Source organism: Pseudoxanthomonas mexicana, from assembly GCF_014397415.1.
GTDB lineage: Bacteria > Pseudomonadota > Gammaproteobacteria > Xanthomonadales > Xanthomonadaceae > Pseudoxanthomonas_A > Pseudoxanthomonas_A mexicana.
Genome location: NZ_CP060731.1, coordinates 2,212,892 through 2,235,977, shown reverse-complemented (window position 1 = coordinate 2,235,977; position 23,086 = coordinate 2,212,892). Strand labels below are relative to the sequence as shown.

General features: G+C 67.4%; 27 protein-coding genes, 1 tRNA gene and 1 other RNA gene. 13 read left to right on the top strand and 16 right to left on the bottom strand.

All coding sequences use genetic code 11. The features are described 5' to 3' along the window. Window positions 1-46 precede the first annotated feature (46 nt). The 3 genes from IAE60_RS10455 to IAE60_RS10445 all read right to left on the bottom strand — a co-directional run bounded on the left by IAE60_RS10455 (window position 47) and on the right by IAE60_RS10445 (window position 1,903). Entirely contained in the window at window positions 47-1,042 is a 996-nt protein-coding gene (locus tag IAE60_RS10455; RefSeq protein ID WP_187572191.1) for a beta-ketoacyl-ACP synthase III, read from the bottom strand. 92 nt (window positions 1,043-1,134) lie between these two features. Continuing rightward, window positions 1,135-1,329, bottom strand: a complete 195-nt coding sequence (gene rpmF, locus IAE60_RS10450; protein ID WP_056880637.1) for a 50S ribosomal protein L32 — start codon at window positions 1,327-1,329, stop codon at window positions 1,135-1,137. Window positions 1,330-1,396: 67 nt separating this feature from the next. Then, a complete protein-coding gene (locus IAE60_RS10445; RefSeq protein WP_162110225.1) occupies window positions 1,397-1,903 on the bottom strand; it encodes a YceD family protein in 507 nt (168 codons plus the stop codon). A gap of 122 nt (window positions 1,904-2,025) precedes the next feature. Between IAE60_RS10445 and IAE60_RS10440 the strand changes: the two genes are divergently transcribed. Then, window positions 2,026-2,595, top strand: a complete 570-nt coding sequence (locus IAE60_RS10440) for a Maf family protein (RefSeq protein WP_185895765.1) — start codon at window positions 2,026-2,028, stop codon at window positions 2,593-2,595. Between the two features lie 4 nt (window positions 2,596-2,599). Here IAE60_RS10440 and IAE60_RS10435 read toward each other — a convergent pair whose 3' ends face one another. Beyond that, the gene (locus IAE60_RS10435; RefSeq protein ID WP_187572190.1) at window positions 2,600-4,441 is read right to left on the bottom strand and encodes a glycosyltransferase family 39 protein; all 1,842 of its coding nucleotides are present in this window, start codon (window positions 4,439-4,441) and stop codon (window positions 2,600-2,602) included. A 42-nt stretch (window positions 4,442-4,483) separates the two neighbouring features. On the opposite strand from IAE60_RS10435, the gene IAE60_RS10430 reads away from it, so the two are divergent. Genes IAE60_RS10430 through IAE60_RS10415 form a run of 4 tightly spaced genes read left to right on the top strand, consistent with a single transcriptional unit; the run spans window position 4,484 to window position 8,861 of the window. Next, window positions 4,484-5,437, top strand: coding sequence for an AAA family ATPase (locus IAE60_RS10430; protein ID WP_374501123.1), 954 nt, complete (start codon window positions 4,484-4,486; stop codon window positions 5,435-5,437). Between the two features lie 8 nt (window positions 5,438-5,445). After that, window positions 5,446-6,405 (top strand): DUF58 domain-containing protein, encoded by a 960-nt coding sequence (locus tag IAE60_RS10425; protein ID WP_187574729.1) that lies wholly within the window; start codon window positions 5,446-5,448, stop codon window positions 6,403-6,405. Beyond that, window positions 6,392-8,335 carry a transglutaminase TgpA family protein gene (locus IAE60_RS10420; protein ID WP_187574730.1) on the top strand — a complete coding sequence of 648 codons (1,944 nt, stop codon included), beginning with the start codon at window positions 6,392-6,394 and terminating at the stop codon, window positions 8,333-8,335. The genes IAE60_RS10425 and IAE60_RS10420 overlap by 14 nt, the downstream gene beginning before the upstream one ends. A gap of 16 nt (window positions 8,336-8,351) precedes the next feature. Beyond that, window positions 8,352-8,861, top strand: a complete 510-nt coding sequence (locus tag IAE60_RS10415) for a Slp family lipoprotein (protein ID WP_162109269.1) — start codon at window positions 8,352-8,354, stop codon at window positions 8,859-8,861. Between the two features lie 71 nt (window positions 8,862-8,932). Here the strand turns inward: IAE60_RS10415 and IAE60_RS10410 are convergent, their stop codons facing one another. From IAE60_RS10410 to dnaX, 4 genes are all read right to left on the bottom strand, one after another. Continuing rightward, window positions 8,933-9,286: a histidine triad nucleotide-binding protein gene (locus tag IAE60_RS10410; protein WP_187572189.1), complete on the bottom strand. Its 354-nt coding sequence runs from the start codon at window positions 9,284-9,286 to the stop codon at window positions 8,933-8,935. A gap of 25 nt (window positions 9,287-9,311) precedes the next feature. Beyond that, window positions 9,312-9,905: a recombination mediator RecR gene (gene recR / locus IAE60_RS10405; RefSeq protein ID WP_185895760.1), complete on the bottom strand. Its 594-nt coding sequence runs from the start codon at window positions 9,903-9,905 to the stop codon at window positions 9,312-9,314. A gap of 85 nt (window positions 9,906-9,990) precedes the next feature. Continuing rightward, window positions 9,991-10,311, bottom strand: a complete 321-nt coding sequence (locus IAE60_RS10400) for a YbaB/EbfC family nucleoid-associated protein (protein ID WP_162109253.1) — start codon at window positions 10,309-10,311, stop codon at window positions 9,991-9,993. A 7-nt stretch (window positions 10,312-10,318) separates the two neighbouring features. Further along, a complete protein-coding gene (dnaX, locus tag IAE60_RS10395; RefSeq protein WP_187572188.1) occupies window positions 10,319-12,079 on the bottom strand; it encodes a DNA polymerase III subunit gamma/tau in 1,761 nt (586 codons plus the stop codon). Window positions 12,080-12,211: 132 nt separating this feature from the next. On the opposite strand from dnaX, the gene IAE60_RS10390 reads away from it, so the two are divergent. Together IAE60_RS10390 and ffs are read left to right on the top strand one after the other, a co-directional pair. Next, window positions 12,212-12,304: transfer RNA gene (locus IAE60_RS10390), tRNA-Ser, on the top strand. A 71-nt stretch (window positions 12,305-12,375) separates the two neighbouring features. Continuing rightward, window positions 12,376-12,472, top strand: an RNA gene (gene ffs, locus IAE60_RS10385) — signal recognition particle sRNA small type. A gap of 58 nt (window positions 12,473-12,530) precedes the next feature. On the opposite strand, the gene IAE60_RS10380 is transcribed toward ffs, so the two are convergent. From IAE60_RS10380 to IAE60_RS10350, 7 genes are read right to left on the bottom strand one after another with little or no spacing between them, the layout of a single operon-like run. Continuing rightward, entirely contained in the window at window positions 12,531-13,547 is a 1,017-nt protein-coding gene (locus tag IAE60_RS10380; RefSeq protein ID WP_244966550.1) for a beta-propeller fold lactonase family protein, read from the bottom strand. Further along, entirely contained in the window at window positions 13,544-13,972 is a 429-nt protein-coding gene (locus IAE60_RS10375; protein WP_187572187.1) for a molybdenum cofactor biosynthesis protein MoaE, read from the bottom strand. Before IAE60_RS10375 ends, IAE60_RS10380 begins: the two co-directional genes overlap by 4 nt. Window positions 13,973-13,975: 3 nt before the next feature. Continuing rightward, window positions 13,976-14,221: a molybdopterin converting factor subunit 1 gene (moaD, locus tag IAE60_RS10370; RefSeq protein ID WP_162109250.1), complete on the bottom strand. Its 246-nt coding sequence runs from the start codon at window positions 14,219-14,221 to the stop codon at window positions 13,976-13,978. Next, window positions 14,218-14,700 (bottom strand): cyclic pyranopterin monophosphate synthase MoaC, encoded by a 483-nt coding sequence (gene moaC / locus IAE60_RS10365; RefSeq protein WP_187572186.1) that lies wholly within the window; start codon window positions 14,698-14,700, stop codon window positions 14,218-14,220. Before moaC ends, moaD begins: the two co-directional genes overlap by 4 nt. A 16-nt stretch (window positions 14,701-14,716) precedes the next feature. After that, a complete protein-coding gene (moaA, locus tag IAE60_RS10360; RefSeq protein WP_187572185.1) occupies window positions 14,717-15,730 on the bottom strand; it encodes a GTP 3',8-cyclase MoaA in 1,014 nt (337 codons plus the stop codon). Next, the gene (locus IAE60_RS10355) at window positions 15,727-16,479 is read right to left on the bottom strand and encodes an MBL fold metallo-hydrolase (protein ID WP_187572184.1); all 753 of its coding nucleotides are present in this window, start codon (window positions 16,477-16,479) and stop codon (window positions 15,727-15,729) included. Before IAE60_RS10355 ends, moaA begins: the two co-directional genes overlap by 4 nt. Window position 16,480: 1 nt before the next feature. Next, on the bottom strand, window positions 16,481-17,230 hold the full coding sequence (locus IAE60_RS10350; RefSeq protein ID WP_162109246.1) for a 3-deoxy-D-manno-octulosonic acid kinase: 750 nt from the start codon (window positions 17,228-17,230) through the stop codon (window positions 16,481-16,483). Window positions 17,231-17,249: 19 nt separating this feature from the next. Between IAE60_RS10350 and IAE60_RS10345 the strand changes: the two genes are divergently transcribed. After that, window positions 17,250-18,296, top strand: coding sequence for a glycosyltransferase family 9 protein (locus IAE60_RS10345; protein WP_187572183.1), 1,047 nt, complete (start codon window positions 17,250-17,252; stop codon window positions 18,294-18,296). A gap of 12 nt (window positions 18,297-18,308) precedes the next feature. Here IAE60_RS10345 and IAE60_RS10340 read toward each other — a convergent pair whose 3' ends face one another. Beyond that, window positions 18,309-18,716, bottom strand: a complete 408-nt coding sequence (locus IAE60_RS10340; RefSeq protein ID WP_185895715.1) for a DUF6165 family protein — start codon at window positions 18,714-18,716, stop codon at window positions 18,309-18,311. A 264-nt stretch (window positions 18,717-18,980) separates the two neighbouring features. Here IAE60_RS10340 and IAE60_RS10335 point away from each other — a divergent pair, with 264 nt between their 5' ends. The 5 genes from IAE60_RS10335 to IAE60_RS10315 all read left to right on the top strand — a co-directional run bounded on the left by IAE60_RS10335 (window position 18,981) and on the right by IAE60_RS10315 (window position 22,539). After that, a complete protein-coding gene (locus IAE60_RS10335) occupies window positions 18,981-20,207 on the top strand; it encodes a tyrosine-type recombinase/integrase (protein ID WP_187572182.1) in 1,227 nt (408 codons plus the stop codon). A 722-nt stretch (window positions 20,208-20,929) separates the two neighbouring features. Next, window positions 20,930-21,535: a hypothetical protein gene (locus IAE60_RS10330; RefSeq protein WP_187572181.1), complete on the top strand. Its 606-nt coding sequence runs from the start codon at window positions 20,930-20,932 to the stop codon at window positions 21,533-21,535. 37 nt (window positions 21,536-21,572) lie between these two features. Continuing rightward, entirely contained in the window at window positions 21,573-21,926 is a 354-nt protein-coding gene (locus IAE60_RS10325) for a hypothetical protein (protein WP_187572180.1), read from the top strand. Continuing rightward, window positions 21,902-22,318: a hypothetical protein gene (locus IAE60_RS10320; RefSeq protein ID WP_187572179.1), complete on the top strand. Its 417-nt coding sequence runs from the start codon at window positions 21,902-21,904 to the stop codon at window positions 22,316-22,318. The genes IAE60_RS10325 and IAE60_RS10320 overlap by 25 nt, the downstream gene beginning before the upstream one ends. A 26-nt stretch (window positions 22,319-22,344) precedes the next feature. After that, window positions 22,345-22,539, top strand: coding sequence for a hypothetical protein (locus IAE60_RS10315; RefSeq protein ID WP_187572178.1), 195 nt, complete (start codon window positions 22,345-22,347; stop codon window positions 22,537-22,539). The last annotated feature ends 547 nt before the right edge of the window (window positions 22,540-23,086 follow it).

The window sequence follows — 23,086 nt, the reverse complement described above, 5'->3', positions numbered from 1 at the left end:
CTGCGAAGCGTCGCCTTTCCTCAGGCAGGAGGTGCGTGCGCGCGGCTCAGTAACGCAGCAGCACGGAACCCCAGGTGAAGCCGCCGCCGAACGCTTCCAGCAGCAGCAACTGGCCGCGCTCGACACGCCCGGAGCGGATCGCCGTATCCAGCGCCAGCGGCACCGAACCGGACGACGTGTTGCCGTGCTTGTCGACCGTCACGATCACCTGGTCCATCGACATGTCCAGGCGCTTGGCCGTGGCCTCGATGATGCGCAGGTTGGCCTGGTGCGGGATCAGCCAGTCCAGGTCGTGCTTGTCCAGACCATTGGCCTGGAGCGTCTCGTCGACCACGCCATCCAGGGCCTTCACGGCGTACTTGAAGACGTCGTTGCCCTTCATGTGGATGCGGATGCCGTTGTTCGGCTCGTCCTTGCTGAAGCCGGCCGACACGCCCACCGGGTTCCACAGCAGTTCCTTCTTGCTGCCGTCGGCGTGCAGGTGCGTGCTGAGCACGCCCGTCTCGGTGTCGGCCTTGAGCACGGCAGCGCCGGCGCCGTCGCCGAACAGCACGCAGGTGGTGCGCTCGGTCCAGTCGACGATGCGGCTGAGGGTTTCGGTACCGATGACCAGCGCGGTCTTGGCGTCGCCGCAGCGGATGAACTTCTCCGCCACGCTCAGCGCGTAGATGAAGCCCGAGCAGGCGGCGTTGACGTCCATCGCAGCGCAGCCGGTCGCACCGAGGCGCGCCTGGATAAGGCAGGCGGTGGACGGAAAGATCAGATCGGGGGTGGTGGTGCCGACGACGATCAGGTCGATATCGGAGGCATCCACGCCTGCGGCTTCGAGCGCGCGCAGCGCGGCCTGGTAACCCAGGTCACCAGCGGTCTGGCCTTCGGCGGCGATGTGGCGTTCGCGGATGCCGGTACGGGACTGGATCCATTCGTCGCTGGTATCGACCAGCTTGGCCAAGTCTTCGTTGGTCAGCACCTTGTCAGGCAGATAGCTGCCCGTTCCGGCGATGCGCGCGTAAATGCGCCCCTTGTTGCCCGGCTCGCTCATGCACGCTCCCATTGCCGGCCCGACCGCGGGCCCAGGTTGTCATCGATCATGCGGAAGGCGCGCCCGGCCAGTGGGCGGGCGCGCTGCATGGATCAATCTTCCTCGACCGCCGAGGTCTTGGTGGCGATGACCTTCTTGCCGCGGTAGTAACCGTCGGCGGTCACGTGGTGGCGCAGGTGCGTCTCGCCCGTGGTCGGGTCGGTGGACAGCTGCTTGGCGGTCAGCGCGTCGTGCGAACGACGCTGGCCACGACGGGACGGGGTGACGCGGGATTTCTGCACAGCCATGGGATTGCTCCAGCTCTCGTATCTGTTGGTGAACCTTGCGGTTCGTGTTGCCAGACCGCCGTAGCGGCTAGTTCTTCTTCAGCGAGGCCAGTGCCGCGAACGGACTGGTCTTCGCCACCTCTTCTTCGTCCGCCGCCCATTCGCGTTCCACCGCGTCGGACGCCGGGTCCACCGCCACCACCGGCACGGCGAGGACCAGTTCGTCCTCCACCAGGTCGGCAGGGCGCAGCATGCCGTCTTCCGGCACCAGCAATGCCTCGTAGTCGGGCGGCAGCGCGGCTTCTTCCTCCTCGCTGCGCACCAGACCCAACCGCTGCGTCAGTACCACCGGCAGCACGAAACGCCGCAGGCTGCGCTGGCACACCAACGGCAGGCCGGCCTCGATGTGCAGTTCCAGGTACGGGACCCGCAACGCATCGTGGTCGAACTCCACCGTGTAGCGCACGTCGCCTTCGGTATCGGCCAGAAGGCCCTGCAGGCGGGTCATGGCAGACAACGGCAGGCGGCCTTCGAAGCTGCGCCGGTTCGCGACCATGCGCCACGCATCCAGCAGCTCGGGCGTATTCGCGGACATAAGCCGCTGAATGTTAAGGATCAAACCCTGAACTGTCAAACCACCCCACCCGCCGAGGATTGGCTTGCCGCCCGCCGCGCCCACGGGCAGACTCCCCCGCCCGTCCTGCCGATGCCCCTCCCATGCCGTTGATGCTCGCTTCCACGTCCCGCTACCGGCGCGAGCTGCTGGAACGGCTGCGCCTGCCGTTCCATATCGCGCGGCCGGAGGTGGACGAATCGCCCCTGCCCGGTGAGGCCGTCCCGGCCATGGCGGCACGCCTGGCCCGCGCCAAGGCTGAGGCGATCGCCGCGCAGCACCCCGGCACGTGGATCATCGGCTCGGACCAGGCTGCCGAGCTGGATGGCGCGCCGCTGGGCAAGCCTGGCCACCGCGAGGCGGCGCTCACCCAGTTGGGCGCGATGTCCGGTCGCCGGGTCAGGTTCCACACCGCCGTGTGCATGGTCCGGGACGGGCGCGTGCTGGAAGCGGCCGATGTCACCACCGTGCGCTTCCGCGCTCTGGCTCCGGCCGAGATCGAACGCTACGTGGACGCGGAGCAGCCGTTCGACTGCGCCGGGAGCTTCAAGTCGGAAGGACTGGGGATCGCCCTGTTCGATGCCATCGAGTCCTCCGACCCCACAGCCCTGGTGGGGCTGCCCCTGATCGCCGTGGCGAGGATGTTGCGCGAAGCAGGCTTCGACCTGCCCTGATCCGCTAGCGCAGCACCACCGGCTGTTCGGCCCACGTCTCCACGCTGCCGTCGCCGCCGGTCAGCCGCAGGCCCAGCCAATGGCGACCCGGGGGCAGGCCACTGGCGTCCACCTGCGCCTCGAACTGCACGCGCGGCATGCGCGGGTCGCGCGATCCGCCCTTGAGGAACTGCTGCAGCCAGGTGTTGTCGGTGAAGTCCGTCGCAGTGGCAACCACCCGGCCATCCAGCAACACCTCCACCTGGGTCACCCCCACACCGTCCTTCACCGCCCATCCGCCCACGCTGAAGCGGCGCGCCACGCGGGCGCCGGCCTGCGGCACATCGATATGGGCGACGGCCGGCGAAATGCAGGCGCCGCTGTGGCGGGCAGCAGGCAGCGCGAGCAGCAGGAAGCGGCGCGCGCCATGGTCGATGTTCACGGCCTGCGGCGGCGGCAACGGGCCGACCGCGGAGCACAGCTGCTGGTAGTGGGCGAGCAGCGCGCTGAACTTCACGTCCGTCGCACCCACCACCAGCAGGGTGGGTGCATTCACGCGACCCTCGTGCTGCAGGCCCCACAGCTGCAGCTGCGGGGCACGGCCGTGCTTGCGGTTGAGCGGATGGTCGAGCACGGGGATGCGCGCGTCCGCGAGCGCGAAACCGAGCTCGGCGCCGGTCTTGAAACTGTCCGCAAGCAACGCTGTTTCTTCCGGCATGCGCGCCCGCGCCTGTTCCACTTCCATCGCCAGCCGGTCCCAGCCGGCGAAATTCTCCGGGTAGTACTTGCTGCCGGCCGCCTGCAGGCGCAGGCCGGGCACCGACACCGCCACGTAGTAACCCAGCATCAGCACTGTACCGGCGACCGCCAGCCCCCACGTCGCCAGACGCCTCTTGCGGGGCCATTCGCGCAGCAGCAGCGGCACGACGGGCAGCAGCGCCAGATAGCCCGGCAGCGTCCAGTGGAAACTGACGCGCTCGTTGTCGGCGAAGAAGCCCAGCAGGAAAAACCCGAAGGTGGACACCGCGCCCAGCAGCGCGAAATAGCGCCATTCGGACCCGGTGCCGCCCTCGCCGCGGATGCCGCGCACGCTGACCACCAGCATCGCCCAGAACAGCAGGGGCGTGGCCAGTGCTGCCTGCACCAGCAGGAAGCGCGCGCCGTCGCCATGGAAGCGCCACGGATGACGGTCGAGCAACTGGAAGCGCAGGCCCGCATCGGCGTACTCCAGATTCCAGGCCAGCAGGGGGGCCCACGCCAGCAGGCCCGCCGCCAGGGCAACCCAGACCCGCGCATCGCGCAGCACGCCGCGCCCTTGCGGCAGCCACAGCAGCGCGATCAGGCCCACACCGATCACGCCGACGAAACGGTAGTGGCTCAGCGCGCCCAGCATGAGGCCCAGCGCCAGTTCGGTGGCCGACATCGCATCGACGCCGCGCAGCATGCGCGCCCCGGCATCGGCGCACAGCACGGTCGCCAGCGCCATCGGCACGTCGGGCAGCGCCAGCAGGCCCAGCGTGCCCGACAGCGGCATCAGCACCGTCAGCAACGCCGCCTGCCAGCCCACGACGGCGCCGAACCAGTGCGCGGCGCTGCGCGCCACCAGCCAGGGCAGCACCGCCGCGATCAGCAGGAACGGCGCGCGCACCGCGAGCACGTGATGCCCGCCGAGTTCCACGCCCAGCCGCGTCAGCCACGCGGTCAACCCCGGCAGGTCGGAATACGCCGCCGCCAGGTGCTGGCCCTCCTGCCAGTAGAACGCCTCATCGACGAACAGGGGCAGGCGCGCGGCGATCGCGACCTTGACCATCGTCACGATTGCCCACACGGCAAGGAACCATCGGCGCGCGCGTTGTTCTTCGTCCATCTCGCTACACTTCTCCGGACCACGATCGGAACCGAGAGCGCGATGTCCGCCATTCCCAGCACCCGCCCTATGCTATCCGAAGGCCTCGCCGACGCCCTCAAACGGGCGCAGGCGCAGGTCAATGCGCTGGTACTGGGCAAGACGCACGAAGTGCGGCTGGCCTTCGTCGCGCTGCTGTCCGATGGCCACCTGCTGATCGAAGACCTGCCGGGACTGGGCAAGACCACCTTGGCGCACGCGCTGGCGGCGACCCTCGGCCTGGGCTTCCAGCGCGTGCAGTTCACCTCCGACCTGTTGCCCGCCGACGTGCTGGGCGTGTCGGTGTACGACGCGCAGGCGCGCGCCTTCACTTTCCATCCCGGACCGGTCTTCACCAACGTGCTGCTGGCGGATGAAATCAATCGTGCGCCGCCCCGCACCCAGAGCGCCCTGCTGGAAGCGATGGCCGAACACCAGGTCACCCTGGATGGCGCCACCCACGCGCTGCCGACGCCGTTCTTCGTGATCGCCACGCAGAACCCGGTAGACCTGTCGGGCACGTATCCCCTGCCCGACTCGCAACTGGACCGGTTCCTGCTGCGGCTGGCACTGGGCTACCCCAATCCGGCGTCCGAACGCGAACTCCTGGCCGGCAGCGATCGGCGCACGCTGATCGCACAGGCCCTGCCGCTGTTGTCCGCCGAGGACGTGCTGGCGCTGCGCGCTGCCGTGAACGATGTCCACGCCAGCGATGCGCTGATCGATTACGTGCAGGCGCTGCTGTCGCGCAGCCGGCAGCACCCGGGCGTGCGGGTGGGCCTGTCGCCGCGCGCCGGCATCGCCCTGCTGCGCGCAGCGCGCGCCTATGCACTGTTGCTGGGACGCAGCCACGTGCTGCCCGAGGATGTGCAGGCCCTGTTCGCCGCGGTGGCCGCGCACCGGCTGGTGCCGGAAGCGGAAGCGGCGTCCGCCTCCGTGCTGGCCAAGGCCATCCTGCACGCGGTACCGGTGGACTGAAGGTGGCGATGCAGGCATCGGCGGCCCGGTGGCTGGCCCAGTGGGCGCGGCCGCGCGCGGTGGAGGCGCTGCCGGTCCGGCTGGACCGTCGCCGTGTCTACGTGCTGCCCACGCGGTTCGGGCTGTTCTACGCCGCCCTCGTTTTCACGATGGCGCTGGGCGCACTGAACTACAACAACAACCCGGCCCTGCTGCTGGCCCTGCTGCTCGGCGCCACGGCGATGGCCAGCCTGATCTTCGCCCACCTGCAGCTGTCCGGTTTGCGCGTGGACGCCGTGTCGGCCGATCCCGTGTTCGCGGGTGAGCGCCTGCAGGTGCATGTGGCGCTGTCCGCGCGCGATGCACGCCGACGGGACGGCCTGCGGCTGGATGCGCTGGATGCCAGCACGTTCGTGCCGCCATTGCCGCCCGAAGGAAGTGCGGTCGCTGAACTCCTGCTGGATACGCGCCAGCGCGGCTGGCACGACATCGGCCGCCTGCGGGTGTCGACCACGCAGCCGCTGGGATTGGCGCGCGCGTGGTCGTGGGTCTGGCCGTCGCCGCTGCTGGTGTATCCGGCCCCCGAAGTACAGGGACCGCCGCTGCCCGAAGGCGGCAACACCGGCCAGCACGCCCGCCTGAATCCGGCCGGCGACGATGTCCACCACCTGCGCGGTTATCGTCCCGGCGATGCGCCGCGCACGATCGCATGGAAACCGTCGGCCCGCCGGGACACCCTGCTGGTGCGCGAATACGAGCAGCCGGTGGGCGTCGAGGTGTCGCTCGCATGGGACGCACTGGGCGCGCTGCCTTACGAGCAGCGCATCCGGCGCCTCGCGCATTGGGTGGAACAGGCCGAGCGCACGGATCGCCGCTACCGCCTCACCCTGCCCGGCCAGCCGGCCCTCGGGCCCTCCCACGGCCCCGCCCATCGCCACCTCTGCCTGCGCGCCCTCGCGCTGATGCCGCATGCCGATGCCGCACGCTGACGTCGCCCTCATCCCCGATCGCGACAGCCGCCTGTGGACGCTGGCCAGCGCCGCGCTGTGCCTGCTGGCGCTGCTGGTGCAATTGCCGACCGCGCTCGCCCTCGGCCTCGGCGCGACCGGACTGGTACTGACCGCCGCATCGTGGCGGCGGCCGCTTCCGGCATTCGTGCGCATCCTGCTGGCGCTGGCGATGCTGGCGGCCGTGCTGTCGGTAACGGGGTTCCGCTTCGGTCGCGATACCGGCTGCGCGCTGCTGGCCGCGATGCTGGCGATCAAGCCCGGTGAGACCCGCAGCCTGCGCGACAACCGCAGCCTGCTGGGCTTCGCCCTGTTCGCGCCGTTCGCGGCGTTCCTGCTCGACCAGGGCCCCCTGACCATGGTGCTGGGGGCCCTGGGCATCGGCAGTGCGCTGGTCGCGCTGCACAGGCTGGCCGACGTGGAGGCGCGCAGCGTGGCCACGGGACCGGACGTGGTGCCCCGCATGGCGCTGGTGGGTCGACTGGTGCTGATCGGCTTGCCGCTGGTGCTGGCGGCGTTCTGGTTGTTCCCGCGTTTCGCCACCCCGCTGTGGGGCGTGCCCGAACGCGCCCTGTCCAAGCCGGGCCTGGGCGACGAGATGTCGCCCGGCGGTTGGCTGGACCTGATGGCGGATGAGGATCCTGCTCTGCGTGCCCAGTTCTTCGGCGCGACCCCGCCACCCGAGCAGATGTACTGGCGTGGCCCGGTCATGTGGCACTACGACGGCCGCACCTGGACCCAGGCCCCGTGGCTGCGCGGCCTGCCGCCTGCACGCGTCCAGCACGGCGAGCGGCAATGGGACTACCAGCTTGAGGTCGAGCCCACCGACCGCCGCCAGCTGGTCGCGCTCGACCTGGCGGTCGCCGCGCCCGAGGGTGCGCATCTGGCCAACGATTACGGCATGACGGTGCGCTCGCCGCTCAGCGCGCTGACCCGGTGGCGCATGCGCGCGTCCACGCCTGCGAGCTTCGAAGTCGCGTTGCCGCACCTGCTGCGCCAGCAGGCCCTGCAGTTGCCCGCCGGCTTCGACCCGCGCACGCGCGCCCTGGCCGCGCAGTGGCGGCGCGAAGCCGGCGCGGACGATGCCGCCCTGGTCCGGCGCGCCCTGGACTGGATCCGGGCCGAATTCGCCTACACGCTGGAAACCCCGCTGCCCGGCCGCAATGCGGTCGACGAGTTCCTGTTCGATCGCAAGCAGGGCTATTGCGAACATTTCAGTTCCGCCTTCGTCGTGTTGATGCGCGCGGCGGGCGTGCCGGCACGCGTGGTCACCGGATACACGGGCGGGGTGTACAACCGCCTCGGCGGTTACTGGGTGGTCCGGCAGATGGATGCGCATGCGTGGGCCGAGGTCTGGTTGCCGGGGCGCGGCTGGGTGCGCGTGGACCCGACCGCGGCGGTCGCGCCCGAGCGTATCTACGACACCTTGGACGACCGCCTCGGCGAAGGTGTGGAGGCCGGCCGCCTGACGCTGGAGGGTTTCGGCAGCGTCAGCGACTGGCTGCGCCGCGGCTGGAACGATCTGGTGCTGGGCTTCGATGCGCAGCGGCAGGCGCGCCTGCTGGAGCGGCTGGGCGGGAACGGCCTGGGGTCCCGCGGACTGGCGCTGCTGTTCGGCCTGTGCGCGGTGACGACCCTGGCCTGGATGGCGTGGTTCCTGGCGCGGGGCGAGCGCGAACGCGATCCGCTGCTGCGGGCCTGGCATCGCCTGGATGCCCGCTATGCCCGCCTGGGCCTGGGCCGCGAACCGCATGAAACCGCGGGCGACTGGGCGCGACGCGTGGCGGCACGCCGTCCACAAGGCGCCAATCTGCTGTTTTCGCTCAGCCGCCGTTTCGCCGCTGCGCGCTACGCTCCGGGTGAGGGGGACCAGCGGGCTCTTATCGAAGACCTGCGCCGGCACCGCCCATAACCGCTGGAGACTGGCCATGAACCTTCGCTTCGCTGTCCTCGTCGCAGCCGCCGCGCTGCTTTCCGCCTGCGCAACGGCGCCCAAGCCGCTGCAGGGCAGCTTCACCCAGGTCAATCCGCGCGACGCGGTGGCCACGCCCCAGGTAGGTGCGCCGGTCCGCTGGGGCGGCCGGATCATCAGCACCACGCCGGGACCCAACTCGACATGCTTCCAACTGGTGTCGCGCCCGCTGGGCGCCACCGGCCGACCGCTTTCGTCCGCACCGGATGCCACCGACGGCCGCTTCATCGCGTGCCGCGCCGGCTTCTACGACCCTGCCGTGTTCGCCGAAGGCCGCGAGGTGACCTTCATCGGCAAGATCGAGGGCTACGAAACGGCACGCATCGGCGAATACGACTACCAGCTGCCGCGCGTCGCCGCCGACGTGGTGTACCTGTGGCCGGAAGTGCGCGAAGTGGAAGTCCGCCCCTATCCGTACTACGACCCCTTCTGGGGCCCGCGCTGGGGTTACTGGGGCTGGTGGTGACCGGCTAGCCGCGCAGGTATGGAAAAAGCCGCTCAATGAGCGGCTTTTTTCATGGGCCTGCATCGCATCGCTCAGGCGGAGGTCCCGAAGCGCCCCAGCGGTGCACAGGCGAGCAGGTGCAGGTGGATGTGGAACACGGTCTGGCCCGCATGCTCACGGCAGTTCATGACGATGCGGTAACCGTCCTGGGCGAAGCCTTCTCGGCGCGCGTATTCGGCTGCCGCCAGCGCCAGCTTGCCGATCAGGTGCGCCTGGTCCTGGCGCACGTCGTCCAGCGTGGGGATGGCTTCGTTCTTCGGGATGAAGAGCACGTGCACGGGCGCCTGCGGCGCGATGTCCTTGAAGCCCAGCACCTCCTCGTCCTCGTAGACGATGGTGGCGGGAATTTCGCGGCGGATGATCTTGGCGAAGATGGTGTCGGTCATGGGGCGCGTCCTCGTGCGGGTACGGTCAACTCATTTCGCTGCGGCCACCGAACGCGTGCGCCAGCGTGCCGCGGTCCACGTATTCCAGTTCGCCCCCCAGCGGTACGCCGTGGGCGAGCCTGCTCGGCCGCACGCCCTGCTGGCGCGCCAGTTGCGCCAGATAGTGCGCGGTCGCCTCACCTTCGACGGTGGGATTGGTGGCGATGATCAGTTCGGTCACCTCGCCCTGCGCCAGGCGCGCGGACAGTGCGTCCAGCCCCAGTTCGCGCGGACCGATGCCATCCAGCGGCGACAGCCGTCCATGGAGGACGAAATAGAGGCCGCGGTAACCGGTCGCCTGTTCGATCGCCAGCCGGTCCGACGGCGACTCCACCACGCACAGCTGATGACGGTCGCGGCTGCCGCTGGCGCACAAAGCGCAGATCTCGCTTTCGGTGAAGTCGCGGCACTGCGCGCAATGGCCGATATGGTCCAGCGCCTCCGCCAGCACGCCGGCCAGGCGCTTGCCGCCGTCCCGCTCGCGGTCGAGCAGGTGGTAGGCCATGCGCTGCGCGGTCTTCTGCCCGACACCGGGCAGGACGCGCAACGACTCGATCAGTTGCTCGAGAAGTGTGGACACGGATGCGGTTGGACGCGGCTATGCGGGAGCGTGCAGACGGGTTGACCGCCACGACGGCTTGCCCTCCACCTGCCCGCCACGACGCTCAGAACGGCAGCTTCATGCCCGGCGGGATCGGCATCCCGGCCGTGGCCGCGCCCATGCGTGCCTTGGATTCGGCATCGACCTTGTTGGAGGCGTCGTTGAAGGCCGCCGCGATCAGGTCTTCCAGCATCTCGGCATCGGACAGCAGCGAGGGGTCGATGCGGACCTTGCGGCATTCCTTGGCGCCGGTCAGCGTCACGCTGACCATGCCGCCGCCCGCGTTGCCGGTGACCTCCAGCTTGGCCAGTTCTTCCTGGGCGCGCTGCAGATTCTCCTGCATCTTCTGCGCCTGCTGCATCAGTTGGGCGATGTTTCCACGCATGTCGTGATCACTCTTCGTAAGGTCGGATGGAATCCGGGACGAGCCTGGCGCCATGCTGCTGCATCAGCTGCCGCACGTCCGGATGGTTCATGAAGGTTTCCTCGGCGACGTTCTGCTGCTCGTCGCGCTGGCGGTGACTGCGCTGCTTGAGCGTCTCGCCCTCAGCCGCGGTGGCGAAGGCCAGCCGGGGCGCCACGCCATAGCGGCTGGCGATCGCATCGCGCAGCTCGCCCAGGGTGCGTTCGGAGCGGAGGTAGTCGAAGCCGCTGTCCAGCGCCAGGGTGAGCGTTCCGTTCGCATAACCGGCGAAGGCCACGTTGTCGACCAGTTGCTTGCCCACACCCTTCAGGCCGCAGGTCCCGGCGAAATGCAGCCAGGTTTCGGCATCGGTGATGCCGATGTCGGCCGGCATCGTCGTCGACGCTGCAGATACAGGCGCAGGTGCAGATGCGCCAACCTTCGCCGGTTCGGCCGGAGGCCATGGCGGCATGTCGTAGACGGCAACGCGTGCCGGCGCCGGCATCTCTTCGCGCGCCATCTGTTGCGGCGGCATGACCGGCTCCGCTGTGGCGGTCACCCTCGCCTGCACAGGCGCGGAAGCGCTGGAAGCCGGTGCCGACGCCACTGGCGCGGATGCCGGCGTGACGCTGGCGGAAGACGTGCGCGCGTCGCCGCGCATCTCGCCGGCCTGGGCGGGACGGAACGCGAGCATCCGCAGCAGGCTCATCTCGAAGCCGGCGCGCCCACTCGGCGCCAGGTGCAGGTCGCGACGCCCATTGATCGCCATCTGATACCACAGCTGGACGACCTCGGGCCGCAGCTGGCCGGCGAACGCATCGACATCGACGCCCTCCGCTTCCACGCTGGCCGACGGCACCAGCTGGCGCACCTGGATGCGATGCAGCGCTTCGGCCACCGCATCGAGGACGCCTGCCCAGTCGGGCGAGAACTCCGCCAGCCGTGCCACCACCTGCAGCAGGGCCTCGCCATCGCCCTGCACCAGGGCCGCCAGCATGGCGCTGACCTGCGTACGGTCCACCGTGCCCAGCATGGTGCGCACGCCCTCCTCCCGCAGCGCTCCACCGGCGTAGGCGATGGCCTGGTCGAGCAGCGACAGGCCGTCGCGCAGCGAGCCGTCGGCGGCGCGCGCGAGCTGGGCGATGGCGGTCGCATCGGCCTCGATGGCTTCCGCACCCAGGATCTTCGTCATCTGGCCGCGGATCTGTTCCTCGTCCAGGCGCTTGAGGTTGAACTGCAGGCAGCGCGACAGCACGGTGACCGGCAGCTTCTGCGGGTCGGTGGTGGCGAGCAGGAACTTGACGTGTTCCGGCGGCTCCTCCAGCGTCTTCAGCAGCGCGTTGAACGCCGCTTTCGACAGCATGTGCACTTCGTCGATCAGATAGACCTTGTACTTGCCGCGCGAGGGCATGTACTGCGCGTTCTCGATCACTTCGCGCACATCGTCCACGCCGGTGTTCGAGGCGGCGTCGATCTCCAGCAGGTCGATATAGCGGCCGGCATCGATGTCCAGGCAGGCCGCGCACTGGCCGCAGGGATCGGCACTGGTGCCCTTCTCGCAGTTCAGCGATTTGGCGAAGATGCGGGCGATGGTGGTCTTGCCCACGCCGCGCGTACCCGTGAACAGGAAGGCATGGTGAACGCGGCCGCTGTCCAGCGCATTGGTGAGCGCGCGGACCACGTGTTCCTGGCCGACCAGCTCTGCGAATCGCTTGGGACGCCACTTGCGGGCGAGGACGAGATAGGACATGCCGCCATTGTGCCACGCTGCGCAAGTCCGTCCTCCCGCCGGGGACCGCTTGCCGGTTTCGCTTGTGGCGCCCCCCCTGCGGGGGCTAGAATTCACGCCCCTGAAAGCGGCCGCAAGCCGCGTTCAGGTCCCGGAGAGGTGTCCGAGTGGTTGAAGGAGCACGCCTGGAAAGTGTGTAAGCGTCTAAACCGCGCTTCGGGGGTTCGAATCCCCCTCTCTCCGCCAGATTCATCGCAACCCGCCATGGCGGGTGACGACGGACCGCGCCAAGGCGCGGTTTCGTTTCTATGGTGGCCCCGTCGGCCCCTCGCGACGCTAGGTCGAAAATCCCGCCAGGGCCGGAAGGCAGCAACGGTATCGATCGACGCGGGCGCCGAGGTCAGCCGGCGGGGTCACCGCCTTTTCAGCTAATCACTGGGCGCGACCTCATTCTTCCCGTCACGCCGGCTGATCAGTCAGGAATGAAGGCGAGGGCGTCGGGTTCACGTCCGGTCACCCAGTAGTCGATGACCTGCCAGCGCTGCGTGTCGATCACGGCGATGCGATCGCCCCCACTGATCGCCACGTAGGCGCGCGGACGGTCCGGCGCCACCACCACGCCGATGGGAAGCGCCGCATGGCCGAGCATCGTGGGTTGGTAAGTCATGTCCTCGCGCGACAGCGGGACCGTGGCCAACGGGACCTTGGTGCGCGCGTTGAACACGGCCAGCGTCGCGGCGCGCGCATTGGTGACGAAGGCGAACGTGCCGTCGGCAGAGAAGGTCACGCGGATCGGGAAGCCCTTGCTGCTCATGCGGCGCCTGATGGCCAGCGTGCGTGGATCGTGCACGGTGAGGGTGCCGTCCTCGCGGTTGGTCACCCAGACTTCGGCCCCGTCCGGTCGCGCCGCGACACCTTCGGCGCCCTTGCCCGCGGCGCGTTCCACGCGCGCACCGGTGGCCAGGTCGATCCGGCTGACCGTGCCGGCCTGGATCTTGGTCAGGTAGGCCACCTGCCCGTCCGGCGACAACGCCACCATGTGGCCGGTGCCGGCGCCCACGTCGAGCGTCCGCTCGATGTCGCCCGACGCAACGTCCACCACCACCAGGCTGGCGGTGGCTTCCGTGGTGACCAGCACCCGGCGACCGTCGGGGAGGAAGCGGATGCCATGCGGGGCGCTGTGCTGCCCCAGGTCGATCGTGCGCGTGGGCTTGCCCCCCACCAGGTCCAGGACCGACAGCGTGTTGCCGGACCGCGAGCCTCCATAGTTCGTCACCACGGCCGTGCGGCCGTCCGGCGCCACCGCGATTTCGTGCGGTGCCTCGCCCGTCCTGTACTCGCCCGTCCTGCGTCCGTCGCGCAGCGACAGCCGCCACACGGTGTCCGCGGACTTGTTACCCGCCAGCAGTTCGGCCGCATGCGTCGCACGTGCACCCAGGCATGCCAGGGCGATGCCGATGCCGAGTGCGACCGCCCGAACCGCGCTCACGGGCCGTCCGCCACGGGATGCAGCCAGTCCGCGTCGCCTTCGCGGTAGTGTTCGCGCTTCCAGATCGGCACGCGCTGCTTCACTTCATCGATGATGTAGCGGCAGGCGTCGAAGGCGGCGCCACGATGCGCTGCGCTCACCCCGACCCACACGGCCAGATCGCCGATCGCGAGAGCGCCGACACGGTGCGCGCAGCAGGTTGCCAGCACGTCGAAACGCGCCATCGCCTCGGCCACGATCCGTTCGCCTTCGCGTTCGGCCAGGGCGCCATAGGCTTCATAGTCCAGGCCATCCACCGCGCGACCGGCGTGGTGGTCGCGGACCCAGCCCTCGAACGTCGCGAAGCCGCCCGCGCGGGGATCACGCAGGCCGGCCCCCAACGCGGCGACGTCCAGCGGCTCCGCCGACAGTAGGAAACGCGGCATCGCTCAGCCTCCGCTCACGGGCGGGATGAAGGCGACCTCGCTGCCTGCCCGCAGCGGTTCCTGCCAGCGCGCGAATTCGCCATCCACGGCGACGCGCAGGTGTTCGCGCGGCCAGGCGATGCCGTGGCGGGCTTGGATCTCCTCATAAAGTCCGGCCAGATCGGCCGCCTCGGTGCTGAGCGACTCACTGGGCACCCCCGCGCGCTCGCGCAGACTGGCGAAATACAGCAGGGTCAGGGTGACGCTCATGCTGCCCCCACATCGCGCTTGCCGCCGCGTTTGCCCACCAGCTTCGCCGGTCCCAGCACGATGGCATGCGACAGCGCCTTGCACATGTCGTACACCGTCAACGCGGCCACGGTGGCCCCGGTCAACGCTTCCATCTCCACCCCGGTGCGGTGCACGGTGCGGACCTGGCATTCGATCAGCAGTGCACTCTCTCCGTCCCAGTCGATGGCCAACCGGCACCCATCGATGGGGAGTGGATGGCAGAACGGGATCAGTTCGTGCGTGCGCTTCACCGCCATCGTGCCGGCGATGATGGCGGTATCGACGATGCCGCCCTTCGCGCTGCGCAGGCCGTTTCGCTTCAGCTGTCGTGCGATGTCGGCGGGAAAGCGTACCCGGCAGGTCGCCCGTGCCTCCCGCGCGGTGACGGCCTTGCCGGAAACGTCGACCATCGCGGGTCGACCGGCGGCATCCAGATGGGTCAGTGCGGTGCGGGGCATGCAGGTCCTGGGGAAATCAGCCGCCGATAAGATACATCTCGACACGGCGCCGGTCCCGCACTTCCGGCCGGCCGCGCAGCTCGCTGTAGCGGTCGCCGCGCGCCGACCACAGGCCGGCCACATGCGCGACCAAGGCGTCTTCGCCCTGCGCCAGGACCGCGCGCAGGTCGGCGCCCGCGGACGCGAACAGGCAGGTGAACAAGCGGCCATCCGCGGACACGCGCGCACGATGGCAGTCGCCGCAGAACGGCGTGCTGACGGAACTGACGAAACCGACTTCGCCCCCGCCATCATCGAATCCGTAGCGCTCGGCCACTTCTCCCCGGTACTCCGCCTGCACGGGATGCAGCGGCCAGCGCGCGGCGATGCGGTCGCGCAGCACCGACGACGGCACCATCCGTTCCAGTCGCCAGTCGTTGCTGTCGCCCACGTCCATGAACTCGATGAAGCGCACGACATGCCCGGTGCCACGGAAGCGCTCCAGCAGCGGCACCACCTGGCTCTCGTTGACGCCGCGCTGCACGACGGCATTGATCTTCAACCGCTTGAAGCCGGCCGCCACCGCGGCGTCGATGCCGGCCAGCACCTCGCCGACCTGACCGCGCCTTCCGGACATCTCGGCGAACACCTCCGGATCCAGCGCGTCCAGGCTGACGGTGATGCGCCGCAGGCCGGCGTCGTGCAGGGCCTGCGCTTGCTGGGCGAGCAGCACGCCGTTGGTGGTCAGCGCGATGTCCTCCAAACCCGGGATGACGGCCAACCGGCGCACCAGGTCGGGCAGGCGCTTGCGCAGCAGGGGCTCACCGCCCGTCAGCCGGAGCTTACGCACGCCCAGTCGCACGAAGGCGCGCACCAGGGTCTCGATCTCGTCGAAGGACAGGCGCTGCGAAGCATCCGTGCCGTAGTCCTCGGGCACACGGTCCGCCGGCATGCAGTAGCCGCAGCGGAAGTTGCAGGCGTCGATGACCGACAGGCGCAGGTCGTGCAGCGGACGTCCCAGCAGGTCGTACGGCAGATGGCTGTCGCTCACGGCAGTTCGACCTGCCGGGGCGGCGACAGCGCCGCGCCCTCGCCGGGGGTCGCGACCCGATGCCCGCGCGCGCGCAGGGCTTCACCGTCCTCGGCACTGGCGTAGTGGTAAAGCACGCAGCGGGCCAGCAGCGCGGGCGGGTACTCGCGTTCGAGGTCGTCGATACCGCTGTGCGAGGGATTGCCGTGCAGCCCGCAGTCGTGCGCGATCAGTTCGCCGGCATCGGCATGGCGCGCCAGCATTTCCGGAATGGGCCGCGTATCGCCGGTCCAGACCACGCTGCCGCGCAGGCGCAGGCCGAACGCCGTCTCGGGCCAGTGATGCCGCACCGGGAAGACCTCCAGCCGCTGACCGTCGTGCCAGAAGGCCTCGCCCACCGGCACCAGCTGGAACGCATCCCAGAAGTTCGCGCCACCCTCGGCCAGTACGTTCGGATAGCTGGCGATACGCTGGTGCAGCAGCGGTACCAGCGGCGCCGGCACGTACAGGCGCACCTGGCCGCGCCGCGCAGGATCGAAATAGCTGGCCACGAACAGCCGTTCCATCCCCGCCACGTGGTCCAGGTGCAGGTGGGTGATGAAGACCGCCCGCGGCATGTCGCCGTAGCGTGCCTGGAAGGCGGTCAGGCCTTCGCCCCCGCAATCGATGGTCAACCATGGCACGCCCTCGCGTTCGAGCGTGGCCATCGCCGAGCCCAGCTCGACCGCGCTGGCGTTACCGACGCCGTGGAAGCGCAGCACCCATTCCACCTCAGTACCCCCGCGACCAAGCGTGATCGTAGGCGCGCCGCAGATGGGCGAAGGCCAGACCCACGTCGTCCGCGCTGCGCTCGCCCCGCAGCTTCAGGAGCGAGCGCCTCAAGCGCGCGAGGTTCTGTTCGCGCCAGGCGGTGGCGGGGATACGCAGGCGTCCGCGATCGAAGTCGATCAGCCAACCGTGGCCATCCCCGTCGAACAGGATGTTGTGGGCATTGAGGTCCGCATGGTCCAGGCCGGCGCGGTGGAAACGCGCCACCAGGCGGCCCGTGCTTTCCCACGGCGCCTGCCCTTCCGTCTTCGCGGCAAGGTCGGCGAGCGTGCGCACGTCCATCAATCGTTCCAGCAGGATGGAGGCGCGGTAGAACATGCCGTCGCGCACGTAGCTCGCCGCCACCGGGCGCGGCACGGGCAATCCGCGCGCCAACAGGGCACGGGTGAGACGGAATTCGGCGAAACTGCGCGTCTTGTCGGGCCCATGCCACAGATAGCGGTCGCGGCTGAATCGCGCCGCCAGGCCCCCGCGCCGGTAGTGCCGCAACACGCACTGGCTGGAAGGGGCATCGATGAACCAGGCGCCGCCGCGGCCCCCGCTGTCGACCGGCCGGGCGCGTTCGCCCCACTTTTCCGGCGAGAACCAGTCCGGGCTGGCTTGCCGCAGGTGTTTGCGGTCGAACAGAATCGCACCGTATCCGCGGCCTTCGCGGAACGGCGTCAGGGATTCCGAGGCGTCAAAACCGACCATCCAGCGAGTCTAACAACACTTGTCCACGATTCCTCAATCGCTCTGCCTGCTCCGCCTGTCCGCGTTGGGCGACGTCACCCACGTGGTGCCGCTGGTGCGCACGCTGCAGCGCCACTGGCCCCAGGCGCGCCTGCACTGGGTGATCGACAAGGGAGGCTTCAAGCTGCTGGAGGGCCTGGAAGGCGTCACCTTCCACACCTACGACAAGAAGACGGGCCTGGCGGGCATGCGGGCGTTGCGGGCGGAACTGCCGGCCGAAGGTTTCGATGCGCTGCTGCAGATGCAGGTGGCCCTGCGCGCCAACCTGCTGTCGGCCTTCATCCGCGCGCGCAGGCGCATCGGCTACGACCGCAGCCGCTCCAAGGACCTGCACGGCCTGGTCATCAATGAGCGGATCCCGGACCGTCCCGGCATCCACGTGCTGGATGCCATCGGCAGCTTCTGCGAACCGCTGGGCCTGAAACAGACCGGCGTCACCTGGGACCTGCCCGTCCCCGCCGACGCACATGCCTGGGCGCGCGCGCAGTGGCCCACGGACGCGATGCGCACGCTGGTCATTTCGCCCTGCTCCAGCCACGAACGCCGCAACTGGTACGCCGACCGCTACGCGGCGGTGGCCGACCATGCCGCCGCCCAGGGATGGCGCATCGTGCTCTGCGGCGGACGCAGCGACCTGGAACGCCGGACTGCGGATGCCATCATCGGCGCCATGCGGGCGCCCGCGCTGGACCTGGTGGGCAAGGACACCCTGAAGCAGTTGCCGGCCCTACTGGCGCGCGCGGACCTGGTGATGACGCCCGATTCCGGCCCCATGCACATCGCCAATGCGATGGGGACCGCCGTGCTGGGCCTGCATGCCGCCAGCAACCCGCTCCGCAGCGGCCCGTACTCCAGCGTGCGCTACTGCGTGGACCGCTACGACGATGCCGCGCGCCGCTACAGGGGCAAGCCGGCATCGGAGCTGAAATGGGGCGCCAAGATCGAACACGATGGCGTGATGGCACTGATCACCGTGGACGACGCCATCGCCGCGTTCGAACGCCGCCGCGCCGACCTGGCGGCGTGAGCACCTCCGCGCTCAGGGCGTGCCGGCCACCCGGTAGTCCTGGTAGGACTTCTCTTCGACGTAGCTCGAGCCCAGGGCCAGGTTGATGGCCTTCTTGATCCGCGCGCGTTCGTCGTTCTCGATGTAGACGCTGCGTGCCAGGCGAACGAAGTCGTCGTCGAACGCCTGCGCTTTCTCCTTCAGCCGCACGTCGTCCTCGATCACCCATAGCCGTTCGTTGACGGCCTTCAGCCTGGCGCGGAGTTCGGCGATGTCGTGTCCGGCGACGGGATGCGCCAGCCAGGTCTTTTCCAGCGCGGCCAGTTCATCGCGCACATGGGCCAGTTTGGCCGGATCGCTCATGCGTTCGGACTTGATCTGCAGGATCGCGATCTTGTCCAGCAGTTCGCCGAAGGACACGGGGACGAGGATCTCGGACATGGGGGACTTCCGCGGCTGGGGAGGACATTCTAGGCACCGGCGCGCGCCCCGGAACGCAAAAGCCCCCTTGCGGGGGCTTTCTTGAAACTGGCGGAGAGGGAGTCCTCCCAACTACCCCCCAAGCAGACCCAATGCAACCCAATCAGGCCTTACAAGCGACTGATTTAACTTGTTTTTGTCTACATTCTTCGGGCAGGGAGATCCAACAAAAATCAGCCAGCTCCAACTACAATGTGTATACCGCTGCGTATACCTACAACGGACATGGCCCGCCTGTATCACCGCTTGAAAGCCACCGACGTCAGAAGTCTTACCGCACCGGGTCGATATCCCGACGGTGACGGACTGTATTTGAAGGTCAGCCCCACAGGCGCCCAAAGCTGGGTGTTCCGGTTCAGGGACAGAGTGACGGGACGAGACCGGAACAAGGGGCTGGGGCCCGTGCGCCTTGTCACCCTGCCCCGGGCACGGGAACTCGCCCGGCAATGCCAGACTGAGCTCAGGGCGGGGGTGAGGCTGATCGACGATGAGCGTGCAGAACGCGCCCGGGCGAGGATGGCTGGTGCCACTCGCCTGACGTTTGGCGAATGCGTCGCCGAAACAATCGCGTCGAAGGCGGCAGGCTGGAAAGCAGGCAGCAAGTCAGAGGGTCAGTGGCAGTCCACCCTCCAGACTTACGCCGGCCACCTGTTCGAACGCCCCGTCGAATCTGTCACGACCGATGACGTTCTGGCCGTCCTGAAACCGATTTGGGACACAAAGACAGAGACTGCCAGCCGGCTGCGCGAGCGCATCGAAGCTGTCATTGCGTGGGCAAAGGCACGTGAGCGATTCACGGGCGAGAACCCGGCGCGTTGGCGTGGACACTTGGATTCCCTTTTGGCGAAGCCGTCAAAGGTCAAGGTAGTCAGGAACCACCCGGCCATGCCTTGGCAACAAATGTTCACGTGCATGCAGCGGGTGAAGGCAAGGGACTCGGACGCATCACGCGCCCTTCAACTGGCGATCATGACGGCGACACGAATTTCCGAAGTCGTGGGGTCCCGCTGGAAGGAGTTCAATTTCGAGGAAGGTATCTGGACGATTCCCGCCGACCGCACTAAGAAGGGTCGCGCGCTGGAGATCCCGCTGGTTGGCCCGCTGCGCAACCATGTGGAGCGCATACCGCGCACGGGCGAATTCTTGTTCCCGGGTCATGGCAAACACCCCACCCTCTCAACCGAAGCGGTTCTAAAGGTATTGCGCAAGTTGGTCCCAGAGTACGAAGTAACCACCCATGGATTCCGCAGCGCTTTCCGCGACTGGGCAAGCGAGGCCACCTCTCACGATGACAAGACGATAAAGATGGCGCAAGGCCATGCTATCGCCGACAAGACTGAAAAGGCTTACAGACGGGGAACACTTCTCGCCAAGCGCGAAGCTCTGCTGCGCGATTGGTGGGAACACTGCGACACTCCACCCTCCCGACCGACTCTGAAATCTGTCGCGTGACTCCGGAAGTGCAGTCAGAACCTACCGCTCGTCGGACCGACCCCTCGAGCGATGCAAAGCTCATCTGCCGATAGATAGTGATGGGAAGTTCTAGAGTCAACGTTTAGCTATTCCCAGGTCGCATCGCATCGAATGCTGTACTTAAATACTGTTCCCCATCAAATGGAGAACAGGCGTGAGTCACCAGCAACAGAATGCACCCAGCGCGGTCGTCTACCCACCGCCCAGTCCGAACGAGCGCATCCTGACCGTCACCGATATCGTCGGAGACGCGAGCAAATCAATCACACCTCTCGTTCCGGTTTCCAAATCGACTTGGATTGCCGGAGTCGCCAGCGGCAGATTTCCGCCCGCCGTGCGCATTTCTGCGAACCGCGTCGGATGGTGGGAATCGTGGATTCATCAGTTCCGCACCCAACTGCCACTAGCGCTACCCAACCACAAACGCCGGCGATTTGCGGGTGCGCATGAAGGGCCGCCCGGCCGCGGACCGGGACGTCCAAGGACGCTTCCCGTCGAGCTGACTACGGAGCGGGACCACGCAGATGAAGAGTAGAAACCTCAGACCCGCGTTCTTCCACAGGCCGCCATGGGCCCGCCTTTCACACCAATCATTTCGCTTGCTGCTTGGCCTTTACAGCATGGGAGATTCACAGGGCCGTGTCTATTGGGACCCTGACCACTTCAAGCACGCAATCTTCGCCTACTGGCCAGACGTGTCCATGAAGCCTCTACTTCTTGAACTGGCGCGTGCGGATCTGATCGTCGTCTATCGGGTGAAGGCCCGAGGCTGGATCTGGTTTCCCGCTTACGCCCAGTTGCACAACGTGCATCCCAAGGAAGCCAAAAGCACTTGCCCGCCACCGCCAATCGACGAACGCATTCCGCAGGAACCCGGGTTTGTTCCATTGGAAAGCAACGCGTCGAGCATTGCAGCCATCAATATTCTCTTCGCGGCAGAAGCTGATTCAACCGGGGAAGCCAGCGAAAACAATGGAGCCCAAGAAATGCCTCTGCACAAAGATTCACCTCGGGCCCCGGGAAGACCTATGCACCCAAAAATTCCTGTCTTTGCTTCTGACTCTAGCTTCTATATATCTGCTTCTACCGACCAATTCTTCACCGCAAGTAACACTAGCCGTACCCAACACACGGCCGCAGATGGCCGTCCTTTCGTAGAACTCAGCGAGGAAGAGCGGCGATCAGATCTCCAACAACGAATGCGCTTGAAGTCGTCACCTACAAGCACGACCGAACCTGTAATACCCCATGGTCCCATCACGCAAGCCCTAGATGAAGCAGCGGGTGCGTGCACCACGAGCGAATAGATCGAACCCAGAGCCCGCAATCAACGGAGAAGATGAAATGGAAGACGAATCACCCTGCACCGTCGCCCGGATGAAGCAATTTGTGAAATCAGCGCTCGAAGGCGCAGCCGAAGGACTGAAGGATGCGCTGTCAGTACGCGATGAGAAGATCGACGGAAATATCAACAAGCTTCTTCGACGCTCAGAATCTATCGAGCCATTGGAAGTAAGTGTGCGTACGCTCAGATCGGCAATCCAACAGATCGACGCTCGTGTCAGTCGTTTGGAGGAGGAGTATGCAGTCGACCACCGGCGGCTCGTCGAGGCTCACGCCATCGCCCGGAGCCTCGCGCGCAACGCGCAACACAAACCCAAAGCCGGACCAGCATGGACGGCACCCAATCTGGATTGAAGACAATGCACGACCGACCGCAAGACGCTATACCAGTCATCAATCGTGGCGCCGATGGAAAATTGTTTGTCAATGCCCCTCTCTTTGGTGCACTTCCTCGATCCATGCAGCAGCGAATCCTGAGGGACATGGAAATAGATGCGGAATTCAAGGCTTCGCCTTCGCCTCCGCCGCTTCCCCCGGATGCAGAACCTATCCAACTACTTCGCGACCCGCTGGATCTCATTGGGGACGTGCTGCGCGACGTAGCCAGTGCCCATGCAAGCCTTGCCGAACGTGAACACGCTATCGCCGACCTAAGGCATCAGGTTGCCAACTTGATGGCCGATGCGGCCAGAGAGATCCACGGTAGAACTCGGCGCCACGCCACTGCCCACACGCCCAATGACTAATCCATACCAAAGGAACCCGCAACGAAATGAACATCAATAAGAAAGTTCCACCCGTACCCGACAGTATTGCCGTGTTGGTCACGGCAATCGCGACTTGGGCGGAGCACGACATGAACTTTAGTCGGGCCTCGAGCCTTGCCCTGAAGCAGCGCCTGATCGAATCGTGGCTGACGTTCTATGAAGGGCCGCACGCTCCAGATCGGCCTGCGCCTTTGCCCTAGTCAGGACTCCCCCCCGGGGGGGGGCAGTTGAAAAGCACGGCGTCGGCTGCCAACCGGCGCCCATCGCGGCTTTCTACCGACCGCCAACAATTCGAGAACCGCATGGAAACCTTTTCGAGTCGAAGGACAACCACCACGCGGCCCTCGGCCGTGAATCCGCTGTCCCCACCCCAAGGCCTGAGTGCCCGCGAGGCCGACCTGTGGAGTTCGGAGTTCGGTGCTCTACCCTCTGGACATATGCAGCCCTCAGACATCCCACACATGCGAAGGCACCTTCGCCTACTCGTTGAAGAGCGGGACGCGTTTGAGAACATGGTGCGCATGAAGCGGAGCCGCGACGCGGCCGCTCATTGGCGCTCTTGTGTAAGCCTCTTGGGCGCAAGTTCGCGCAGCCTTCGCATCCAACCCCACCAGCGACTTCCACCCCGCCGGGTTGGGCTGCTACAGGCGGGAAGCGAGAAAATCGAAGAAATCGCGCGCGGACACGGACCTTCGGGCGCTTCGGACTGGCGCGCGCTCTTTCCCGCCGCACACAAGCCAGGGCGCT

Bases quoted from the DNA above. Each gene is read 5' to 3' on its own strand.
- IAE60_RS10455 (WP_187572191.1), bottom strand. From the start codon at position 1,042: ATGAGCGAGCCGGGCAACAAGGGGCGCATTTACGCGCGCATCGCCGGA.
- rpmF (WP_056880637.1), bottom strand. From the start codon at position 1,329: ATGGCTGTGCAGAAATCCCGCGTCACCCCGTCCCGTCGTGGCCAGCGT.
- IAE60_RS10445 (WP_162110225.1), bottom strand. From the start codon at position 1,903: ATGTCCGCGAATACGCCCGAGCTGCTGGATGCGTGGCGCATGGTCGCG.
- IAE60_RS10440 (WP_185895765.1), top strand. From the start codon at position 2,026: ATGCCGTTGATGCTCGCTTCCACGTCCCGCTACCGGCGCGAGCTGCTG.
- IAE60_RS10435 (WP_187572190.1), bottom strand. From the start codon at position 4,441: ATGGACGAAGAACAACGCGCGCGCCGATGGTTCCTTGCCGTGTGGGCA.
- IAE60_RS10430 (WP_374501123.1), top strand. From the start codon at position 4,484: ATGTCCGCCATTCCCAGCACCCGCCCTATGCTATCCGAAGGCCTCGCC.
- IAE60_RS10425 (WP_187574729.1), top strand. From the start codon at position 5,446: ATGCAGGCATCGGCGGCCCGGTGGCTGGCCCAGTGGGCGCGGCCGCGC.
- IAE60_RS10420 (WP_187574730.1), top strand. From the start codon at position 6,392: ATGCCGCACGCTGACGTCGCCCTCATCCCCGATCGCGACAGCCGCCTG.
- IAE60_RS10415 (WP_162109269.1), top strand. From the start codon at position 8,352: ATGAACCTTCGCTTCGCTGTCCTCGTCGCAGCCGCCGCGCTGCTTTCC.
- IAE60_RS10410 (WP_187572189.1), bottom strand. From the start codon at position 9,286: ATGACCGACACCATCTTCGCCAAGATCATCCGCCGCGAAATTCCCGCC.
- IAE60_RS10400 (WP_162109253.1), bottom strand. From the start codon at position 10,311: ATGCGTGGAAACATCGCCCAACTGATGCAGCAGGCGCAGAAGATGCAG.
- dnaX (WP_187572188.1), bottom strand. From the start codon at position 12,079: ATGTCCTATCTCGTCCTCGCCCGCAAGTGGCGTCCCAAGCGATTCGCA.
- IAE60_RS10375 (WP_187572187.1), bottom strand. From the start codon at position 13,972: ATGCCGCGTTTCCTACTGTCGGCGGAGCCGCTGGACGTCGCCGCGTTG.
- moaD (WP_162109250.1), bottom strand. From the start codon at position 14,221: ATGAGCGTCACCCTGACCCTGCTGTATTTCGCCAGTCTGCGCGAGCGC.
- moaC (WP_187572186.1), bottom strand. From the start codon at position 14,700: ATGCCCCGCACCGCACTGACCCATCTGGATGCCGCCGGTCGACCCGCG.
- IAE60_RS10350 (WP_162109246.1), bottom strand. From the start codon at position 17,230: ATGGTCGGTTTTGACGCCTCGGAATCCCTGACGCCGTTCCGCGAAGGC.
- IAE60_RS10340 (WP_185895715.1), bottom strand. From the start codon at position 18,716: ATGTCCGAGATCCTCGTCCCCGTGTCCTTCGGCGAACTGCTGGACAAG.
- IAE60_RS10335 (WP_187572182.1), top strand. From the start codon at position 18,981: ATGGCCCGCCTGTATCACCGCTTGAAAGCCACCGACGTCAGAAGTCTT.
- IAE60_RS10330 (WP_187572181.1), top strand. From the start codon at position 20,930: ATGAAGCCTCTACTTCTTGAACTGGCGCGTGCGGATCTGATCGTCGTC.
- IAE60_RS10325 (WP_187572180.1), top strand. From the start codon at position 21,573: ATGGAAGACGAATCACCCTGCACCGTCGCCCGGATGAAGCAATTTGTG.
- IAE60_RS10320 (WP_187572179.1), top strand. From the start codon at position 21,902: ATGGACGGCACCCAATCTGGATTGAAGACAATGCACGACCGACCGCAA.
- IAE60_RS10315 (WP_187572178.1), top strand. From the start codon at position 22,345: ATGAACATCAATAAGAAAGTTCCACCCGTACCCGACAGTATTGCCGTG.